Annotated in this window: 8 protein-coding genes; 4 read left to right on the forward strand and 4 right to left on the reverse strand. The window is 57.8% G+C overall.

What is annotated here, in order from left to right:
• Window positions 1-45: 45 nt before the first annotated feature.
• Together C8D77_RS38365 and C8D77_RS39080 are read right to left on the reverse strand one after the other, a co-directional pair.
• Window positions 46-267, reverse strand: coding sequence for a hypothetical protein (locus C8D77_RS38365; RefSeq protein WP_245440916.1), 222 nt, complete (start codon window positions 265-267; stop codon window positions 46-48).
• A gap of 93 nt (window positions 268-360) precedes the next feature.
• Entirely contained in the window at window positions 361-477 is a 117-nt protein-coding gene (locus tag C8D77_RS39080; protein WP_418001081.1) for a Fic family protein, read from the reverse strand.
• A 484-nt stretch (window positions 478-961) separates the two neighbouring features.
• Here C8D77_RS39080 and C8D77_RS19665 point away from each other — a divergent pair, with 484 nt between their 5' ends.
• Together C8D77_RS19665 and C8D77_RS19670 are read left to right on the forward strand one after the other, a co-directional pair.
• A complete protein-coding gene (locus C8D77_RS19665) occupies window positions 962-2,395 on the forward strand; it encodes a phosphomannomutase (RefSeq protein ID WP_097576035.1) in 1,434 nt (477 codons plus the stop codon).
• The gene (locus C8D77_RS19670) at window positions 2,395-3,810 is read left to right on the forward strand and encodes a mannose-1-phosphate guanylyltransferase/mannose-6-phosphate isomerase (protein ID WP_109666673.1); all 1,416 of its coding nucleotides are present in this window, start codon (window positions 2,395-2,397) and stop codon (window positions 3,808-3,810) included. The genes C8D77_RS19665 and C8D77_RS19670 overlap by 1 nt, the downstream gene beginning before the upstream one ends.
• A 1,014-nt stretch (window positions 3,811-4,824) precedes the next feature.
• Here C8D77_RS19670 and C8D77_RS19680 read toward each other — a convergent pair.
• Window positions 4,825-5,085 carry an XRE family transcriptional regulator gene (locus tag C8D77_RS19680; protein ID WP_027033144.1) on the reverse strand — a complete coding sequence of 87 codons (261 nt, stop codon included), beginning with the start codon at window positions 5,083-5,085 and terminating at the stop codon, window positions 4,825-4,827.
• A gap of 787 nt (window positions 5,086-5,872) precedes the next feature.
• Here C8D77_RS19680 and C8D77_RS19685 point away from each other — a divergent pair.
• Window positions 5,873-6,958: a cytochrome-c peroxidase gene (locus C8D77_RS19685; RefSeq protein WP_109666676.1), complete on the forward strand. Its 1,086-nt coding sequence runs from the start codon at window positions 5,873-5,875 to the stop codon at window positions 6,956-6,958.
• Window positions 6,959-7,223: 265 nt separating this feature from the next.
• Here C8D77_RS19685 and C8D77_RS38060 read toward each other — a convergent pair whose 3' ends face one another.
• Window positions 7,224-7,490, reverse strand: a complete 267-nt coding sequence (locus C8D77_RS38060) for a hypothetical protein (RefSeq protein WP_172374859.1) — start codon at window positions 7,488-7,490, stop codon at window positions 7,224-7,226.
• Between the two features lie 88 nt (window positions 7,491-7,578).
• Between C8D77_RS38060 and C8D77_RS19695 the strand changes: the two genes are divergently transcribed.
• On the forward strand, window positions 7,579-8,268 hold the full coding sequence (locus tag C8D77_RS19695; RefSeq protein WP_109666679.1) for a transposase: 690 nt from the start codon (window positions 7,579-7,581) through the stop codon (window positions 8,266-8,268).
• Window positions 8,269-9,015 lie beyond the last annotated feature (747 nt).

A 9,015-nucleotide genomic window follows, 5' to 3' on the forward strand; every position in this document is an offset into this window, starting at 1 on the left:
GGAAGAGCAGATCGATCAGCCGCTCGGGCGTGTCGATAAAGGCATTCACCTGTTGCCGGAATTGATCGTAGCGCTGCAGAAAAGCTGTTTCGTCAGGAAGGCACCGTTCGATCGTCCGCCGAACGCAGGCATAAAGAAACTCGGCGTGCGGGTTGCATCGAAGTATCGGTAGAAATCCCCGGTGTCATTCAGCACGCGGACGTTGAATTGCGGCGTCAGTTCCCATTCGACCAATGGCAGAAGGCGCTTCGAATAGCTCTCCAGCATACGCCTGTACTCGTCGATCTGGTCCAGGATCGCGGCCGATACGGGAACACCACTCCCGGCGATTGAAGCGGTGCATGGCAAGGACGTGGTGGATCAGGTAATGCGGCCGTTTCCGTCCTCGAACGGATGGATGTAGACAAAGCCGAAGGCGAAGATTGCGGCGGCGACGACTGCATCAAGGTTTTGCGCTGGGCCTTGATCGAACGCAATTCCAGAACAACTTTCCTAGACCGAAAGCGTCGCAAGGAAAGACATTGTCGGCGCTGATCGTCGCCCCAGCTGATCCAAGCATCGGTTCCTGCTTCTTGGGTCTAGCGCCCTAGGCGATGCCATGGTCGGCGAGCGCTCTGGCTGACCTTAATCCAAATACCTAAGAATCACACGGTTCCATTGCGCTGATCGAGACGGCCTTCTAGCCCTATCCATGCCATGGATGCATTCCATCCAAACAACCAAGTTTACGGATCTGTCATGATGCTGCATAGCGAAATACCGGCAGGCACCGATCGATCACTCCACTGCCTTGATCATTAGATGAGCGCGCCAAAAGATTCCAATAGAAGGAGAACTGTGGATGTCCCTGTGCCAGTGGATGCCCTGCTGTTCGGCGGAACTCCGAGGGGTCCTTACGCCACACCGTACTAGCCCATTGCAACATGACCCCACCCTGCCTGTCCACTAACAAAGCGAAATCATGAAATTCGGGTCAAGCGGCGTTCGAGGATTGGCTTCGGAATTGGTCGGCAAGGCCAGCGGACTTTATGCCGAAGCTTTCGCTTGGCGTTTGATTTCCAGCCGGGTTCAGCCGAATAGTTCGGTCTTCATAGGCCGCGACCTACGTGACAGCAGTCAGGCGATAGCCGACAATTGCATGGCGGGGTTGGCCGCAAATGGTTTCCAGCCGATCGATTGCGGCACCATACCTACGCCTGCCCTGGCACTATATGCATGCAAACACGGCGCGGCGGCTCTTATGGTCACCGGGTCGCACATTCCAGCCGATCGCAATGGCATCAAATTCTATGGCCCGAATGGTGAAATCAGCAAGGCGGATGAGGCCGCGATTACGCGCTTTGTAGCCGAAAGATCAATTGCGTATTGCTTACCAACGGCTTGTCTGGGAACGACGTGGCCTATGCACCGTGAAGAAGCGATCGCGTCTTATCGAGAGCGCGCCCATGACATGCTGGAGCCGGGCTCACTTTCCGGCATGAGACTTGGTGTCTATCAGCACAGTTCGGTCGCGGCGGAACTGTTGGTACAGGTTCTTCGATCGCTCGGTGCCAGCGTGGTCGCCGTCGGGAAAACCGGGACCTTCGTACCTGTCGATACCGAAGCCGTGGACGCAGCAACAATCGCAAAATTGAAGAAGTGGGTCCGCGAATTCGGTCTCGATGCCATCGTGTCGACCGATGCGGACGGTGATCGGCCACTCGTCGCTGATGAAAATGGCGATCTTCTTCGCGGCGACCTGGTTGGGCTTGCAACGGCTCTTTTCCTGAAGGCAGACACGATCGTGACGCCAGTGACCTCCAATTCGGGAATTTCGAAGGCCTTTGGTTTCGCGGTCCAGAGGACGAAAGTCGGGTCTCCATTTGTCATTGAAGCAATGGAAGCATCACACGGCGCCGGCGGCGTCATCGTCGGCTTTGAGGCCAATGGTGGTTTTCTGCTGGGCTCGGATTGTGCGGTGAATGGGAAGACATTGACTGCACTGCCGACGCGGGACTCATTCCTCCCGATCCTGGCCGTCCTCGGTACCATGGCGTCGACAAAAAAGAAGCTGTCGCGACTGCGCGGGCTTTGGAATCTTCCTGTGTGCGCCAGTGACCGGCTTCAGAACTTCCCTGCGGAAAGTTCACGCAGATTGATGGATCATCTCGCAAGCCGGAACGCACTGCAGCACTTTCTTGCCTCGTTCGGGACCGTCGCCGAAGTTGACGAAACCGATGGCCTCAGGGCGCGGATGCTTTCAGGTGAGATCATACATCTGCGGCCTTCCGGCAATGCCCCGGAACTGCGCTGCTACTCGGAAGCTTCGACCGAGAGCAGGGCCATGGCGATCGTCGCCTCGACGCTGCAAGGGGCACAGGCATTCGCGCTTACAGACGAGATAGAGGACCTTTGATGAAAGTGGTTCCGGTCATCATCAGCGGTGGAGCTGGTTCGCGGCTCTGGCCCGCCTCAAGGCAATCGCACCCCAAACCTTTCCTCAAGGTGGCGGATGGACTTTCGCTCATCCAGCACACCGTGTTGCGCGCCGCTTCGATGCAGCATGTCGTGGAGCTTGTTACCGTGACGTCCACGGGGCACCTCTTCCTTACGAAAGACGTTTTTGACGAGCTGGATTCCGTTGTTTTGCCACGCACCTTTCTGCTTGAGCCTGAGGGTCGGGATACCGCCGCCGCCGTCGCTGCGGCAACCGTCCATGCCAAGGCAACACAGGGTCCCGATGCTGTTCTGTGTATTTTTCCCGCCGACCATATGATTGGTGATCTGCCCGCATTTCAAACCGCCATGAACCGGGCAATCGAACAGGCGCAGCAGGGGCGTATCGCAACCTTGGGCATAACCCCGGATAGGCCAGACACCGCATTCGGCTACATCGAGGCCGACGGTGAGAAAGTTGTCCGGTTCGTCGAGAAACCGAACGCCGAGACTGCCAAATCTTATGTCGCGTCCAAACGTTTCTTCTGGAACGCCGGCATCTTCTGCTTCAAGGCACAGGTCATGCTCGACGAAATGGCTGCGCATTGCCCGGAGGTGATCGATGCCGTTCTCGATAGCTATGATAACGCTCGCGTCAGCCACGGCGAACATGTTGCCAGCGTCGAACTCTCATCTGAGCACTTCGCCATGGCGCCGCGTATTTCACTCGACCATGCGGTGATGGAAAAAACCCACAATCTCGCTGTCGTTCCCTGCGAAATGGGGTGGAACGACATTGGATCTTGGAACGCAATGGCCGAACTGGTCGCCGCTGACGCGAGCGGCAACAGGATTCGCGGCGATGTCCATGTGGTCGACACCGTGGGCAGTTACATAAGCTCGGACAAACGCGTCATCGGCACCGTCGGCATCAGCGACCTGGTGATCGTGGATTCCCCAGATGCATTGCTTGTTGCATCCCGCGATCGCGTCCAGGACGTCAAGAAACTCTTCGAGGGCCTCAAGGCTGCGGGACATGAAGCGCACTTGCTTCACAGTACCGTGCACCGGCCCTGGGGCACCTACACGGTTCTGGAGGAAAGCGAGCGCTTCAAGATCAAGCGCATCGAGGTGAAGCCGGGCGGACGCTTGAGCCTGCAGATGCACCATCACCGCTCCGAGCACTGGGTCGTGGTCAGCGGCACTGCGAAAATAGTCAACGGCGACCAGGAGCTACTCCTGACCACCAATCAATCCACCTATATCCCTTGCGGCCACAAACACCGGCTCGAAAACCCCGGCAATATCGGACTGGTGATGATCGAGGTCCAGAGCGGCGAGTATCTCGGCGAAGATGACATCGTGCGGCTTGAGGACGTATACGGTCGAACCTGACAGTCCAACGTCACATGCCCTACGGTGGCTGGCAGACCGAACCTGCGTCGGCACTGGGCTGTCAGGCGACCGGCGGCTAGGCAAGGCGGGCAAACCAGAACAGGTTTTATGAGTATAGCTAGTGAGCGATGTCGAACAATAGGCTGGCCGAATTGTTGAGATGGCAGTTTTCCGGCGAGATTGTCAGACGACACTTGCGCATCCGCTGCAACGGCATGCGGCTACAGCCGCTCGAGTTGCGGAAGGTGATCGGCAAAATCAGTCGATCAGGTGCGCGATAAGGTTCGTTGCCATGTACGGCAGGCGCGACATGAGCGGCCTGGCGCTCTGACGGGGTAGGCCAGCATGCGCCGGGCCTGACTGGCGGGCTCGGAAGAGAAACGCGGCACTGGCTGACGAAGATAATACGCTCCTGCGCGCCGGTGACGGACCGGGGCCATTAGGCGTAGGCGCATCGCTATCGCCATGCCACGTGGACAATCCTATTCGGGCTGGGCAGATGGACGGTAATTCCAGCTTTCGACGGCGTTGACTTCGTCGATGCAGACCGGCCCCGATGCACCGCAGTCCTCGCATTTCATCACAACGCGCGCCTCGTCCGTCTCATATGGCCTAACCTCGCAGCTTGTGCAGAACGGGCAAGGGATCGCTTTCATCGTGACGAACCTTCCTGATGGCCTCGGGTGGTTTCGCCGAAATCTTTCGTCTAAGCGCTCGACTTCGCAAGCGCTGATCGTTGTGCCGTAGTTCGGCGCCACCATCGGGTAGGGATATTTTGTCCACATGCCCTCGTACCATCAACCGGCTAGCCGGTTCTCTCTATCCACAGATCTGGCCTCTCGTGCGGGCCAAGGTTACATCCGTGTCACCCAGCATGAGGCCGATCTTCCGCAGAGCGAATCGATTCCGTAGAAATAAGAATTCTGCCACCGCCCCGCCGCCGTAAGGGTATTGATATACCCTTGGGATTTTGATCCGACCTAGCAGGCGGCGGGTAATCTTCAGAGGCCGACGTCAGGCAGCGTTCGGGATACCCCAGATTTCATCGAAGATACTCTCAGCCAAGCCAAGCGCCCGAGCGATCCGATCGCGATAGCCCTTGTCGAAACAATGGCCAGATTCGATCAGCCCGACCTCCTCGACTGTCAGACCGCTGGTCACGGCAACGTCCTCGGTCGAATAGCCAAGATGTTCCCGACATGCCTGAATTACGGGTTTTCCGTTTGAGATTGCGGTAAGCACTGCCTCGGGCAGCGCGAAAGGCGTTGCGGTCATTTTGCCTCCAAATGCAGAGAACGGCCATTCGATAACTCGAAACAAGCGGCGGCCGATGTTGAAATAGGATGCCGAAACAGCCCGAGCCGGCGGCATCCAAAAATGCGATCACTCTCGAACGTGTGAGAGGCGCTACGCTAATATGGCGGCCGCCGCCGTTTAGATCAAGAACCTTGGCTCGCTTTACGAGGATTGCTCCAGTGGCCACAATTCGACGACACAGTGCAGCGCCGTCATCACGCTCACATCGATGATTGCGCGGCCGCTTTAACGCGCCGTCGGCTTGCGGCGCGATTGAGGAGCCGCGATCTGGCGGTCGGGCACTAGGCGCACCAGCTCGCGGACCAGCGTCAAAGTATCTGCGGGGACTGTCTAGCGATGCTTGCCGGCGGCGTTCATCTTGAGCTTTAATACCGTGTGGTCCCCTCCCGCCCATGCAGGAGGCCGGGTGCCCATCGGACAAGACGCTGAGGGACCAACATCTCTCTGTTTCAGCCCGACTGTTGGCTGTCAGATCCGCGACACCGGAGTAGGGCTGCGCTTTGCTGCGAATTCCTTCAACCTATTGAATGATGACCAGAAAATCCCCCGGAGGTTCCTTCTGCTCAGTTGGCACGACTTTTGATGCTTCTCGAGAGGCGACAGGAGATACCGACTGGCGTTCATCGTGGGTGACATCGCGCAATGCAACGAAGGAAGACAATATGTCAGGTCCGCGTCAGAATCGATTTTATGCAAAGAGGATTGCCGCCTTTAGCGCAAAGCGTTCACGAACCGCATATCAACAATGGCTTCCGTGCAAAACGCAGGGAGATCACTTGTGAAAATCCTATTCACTACGGTGGCTGTCGCGTTGCCGGCCATCGCTTTTGCTGCGCAAACGATCCCCGTATACCTCAGAGAAACAGCACGGGCCACCTTCAAGGCTCTACCATCCATCACGCCGACAGTCGCCAACAACCCGATCACACCGGAGAAGATAGCCCTGGGCAAGGCAATGTTCTTCGATCCACGCGTCTCGGCGTCAGGCGTCTTGTCGTGCAATTCGTGCCACAACTTGGCCACCGGGGGCGACGACAATCATGAAAGCTCGATCGGCCATGGTTGGCAGAAGGGACCGCGCAACGCGCCGACGGTACTGAACGCTGTCTTCAACATCGCGCAGTTCTGGGATGGTCGTGCTGAAGACCTAAAGGCTCAGGCCAAGGCACCGATCCAAGCCGCTGTCGAAATGGCCAACACACCAGGTCAACTCATCGCCACGCTCAAGTCGATGCCGCAATATGTCGAGTGGTTCAATTCAGCTTTCCCGGGCGAAGCCGATCGCGTCACCTTCGAAAACGTCGCCAGGGCAATCGAAGCCTTTGAGGCGACACTGGTCACACCGGCGCCCTTCGATGCCTTCCTCAACGGCGATGACGCCGCTATGACTTCCGAACAGAAACAGGGCCTGACGCTTTTCATGGACAAAGGCTGCTCGTCCTGCCACGGCGGTATCAACGTGGGTGGGGAGGGCTATTCCCCATTCGGCCTCGTTGAAAAGCCCAACACCGATGTCCTGCCGGAAAACGACAAAGGCCGATTTGCCGTGACCCATGAAGCCGACGATTCCTATGTTTTCCGCGTGGCGCCGTTGCGCAACGTAGCACTCACCGCGCCATACTTTCATTCGGGCAAGGTTTGGGATCTGAAACAGGCCGTCGCCATTATGGGGACCACCCAGCTCGGCCAAGAATTGACGGAAAAAGAAGTCGACCTGCTCGTTGCCTTCCTTAATTCGCTGACCGGAAAAGTACCGGAGGTCGCCTATCCCGTCTTACCCGCCGAAACGCCGACAACGCCTCGACCTGTATTGCATATCCTCCCGCAATGATTGGCCGGAGCTGGCTAGCGAAGGTCGCAATCACGAATGATTGCGACCTTCACTGGGACGAGACGATCATGACTTCCGGCGAGGCCTATCCAACTGGAAAGCTAGGGGGACTTTCATTTCCGAATTCAATTGAAACGCCAAATGAAAACCTGACCCGTCGACGCCCACATGCGTCACGACAGCATGACCGCCTTGCCGGCCACGTCGATCAGACGCTCCGACTAGCCGACTGTGTCGTGATATGTCGCTGCATGCACCCCCCGCCTTAGATTCGCTGCCAAGCTCGCAACCACCTGATCGAGCCATCGCGGACAACATTCCGCGCGGCGTTGGCGTGCGCCCGGCAGAAACCGGATGCCTTCAGATCCACCTCCTTCAAAACGTGCTCGATGGCGTTGCGACGCGCGAGCAGCTGTTGCAGCTCTGCAAACGCACCGATATGAAAACAAAGCTGCGACCAGCCAGCGACGTGGCTCGAGCATTTGTCAATGCACACCGCAAGTGCCGCTTGCTCTCGGGCTATCTCATCCATATAGCTCGGCGCAACAGAGGAAGCGCCAGTTGTTCAGTCTTCGTCAGCCGCGACCTCCTGTGCAATTCGTTCCAACAAGGAAGAAACTATGAGGCGGCAGACCCGACCCTTCACTGTGGAGGTTAAACAAAAGCGCAATTATCAAAAACGGGGCCATTCCATCTGGAGCGATGTCGATCTCTCCGCAGCTATAGCCGACACAACAAGGGAGGAGCTCAAAGACATGGATCTGCCAAATCGTCGGCTGATTGACTCTAATGTCATAGCCCTTGATGCTGAACACGCGCACAAACCGCGAGCGGAGTATCTCATGGCAAATCCCCTAGACGCTGAATCAGTAGAAACTGCAACCGAACACGCTCCCAAAGGAAGGACGCCTGAAACGAAGAAGAAAACCCCACCGTCGCGGAAGGCAAAGACTGAGCCCGGTCGCAAGAATGGCGCCAATACGGCGTCCCCGGCGAAGGAAGCAACAGCAACAGCAGCGGCCGTGCGGAGCGCCCGGAAGGTCTACTCCGGAGAAGAGCGCGCCCAGAAGCTCGCTCAGGTCGAGACGTCGATCAGCGGCGGCACCACTCTCAAGAGCGCCGTAAAGCAGGCCGGTATATCGGAACAGACCTATTATCACTGGAAGAGGGCCGCGGCGCCTAGATCCGATGGCGACGATCTGAAGGACCTGGTCGCCCTCGAGAAAGAAAACAAGCGATTGAAGAGCCTGCTCGCGGAACGCCTGCGCACAGAGAACGCGGAACTGAAGAGGAAGCTAGGGCTGCAATAAGGCTTCAGAAGATGCCGCCATTCGACCAGACGGATCGTAGAACTGTGATCGAAGGCTCGCCGGCTGTCGGATGGACGGAAATTTCGCGCACCAGCACCCTGATGTGCGGGTGGATGGCACCGGGCTTGTGGATTTTCCGCGAGGTGGGCAGTTCGGCCTGCCTATTTTACAAGGTTTTCGTGCATCGGACCTCGCAAAGCGCCCGTACGTTCTACGCCAGTATGAACTGATCAGGCTCAATGGGTCACTGCGCCGCGAAAGCCAGCAATATCTCAGGCCCTTGCCGGGACTCTCCTAGTGAATGCGTCAAATCGAGCGGGCGATTGGCCATCTTGTTAAGCGCATTCGGCTCGCGGCGGTCATCGGCGGCCGGTCGAACCCGAGGGACGCTCGCGGCTGTGTCGGCGACAAACCAAGCTCCGGAAACAATGGGCGGATTAAGGGGACCGCCGTGCCGTCGGACTAATGATCAATCCAGCGCGGCGAATTCCTTATTGCGAGCACGGCTCGACAGGTGGCGAGCACGCCCCTGTGCTCGTTGATCTGGTCCAGTATCGCGGCCGAGACAGGAAAACCACTCCTGGCGGATTACATGGCAAGCACGTGGTGAATCAGGTAGCGGTGAATACGGCCGAAGGCGAGGATGGCGGCGGTAAGCGCCACGCCGCTCCCCTCGTGCGGCGCATGAGGTGAATGTGCGAAGAATCCCCCCGATCGCGAGAGACGGAGGGCCTACGTGGGAGCAGA

Origin of the sequence: Mesorhizobium loti (assembly GCF_003148495.1) — a bacterium.
Lineage (GTDB): Bacteria > Pseudomonadota > Alphaproteobacteria > Rhizobiales > Rhizobiaceae > Mesorhizobium > Mesorhizobium loti.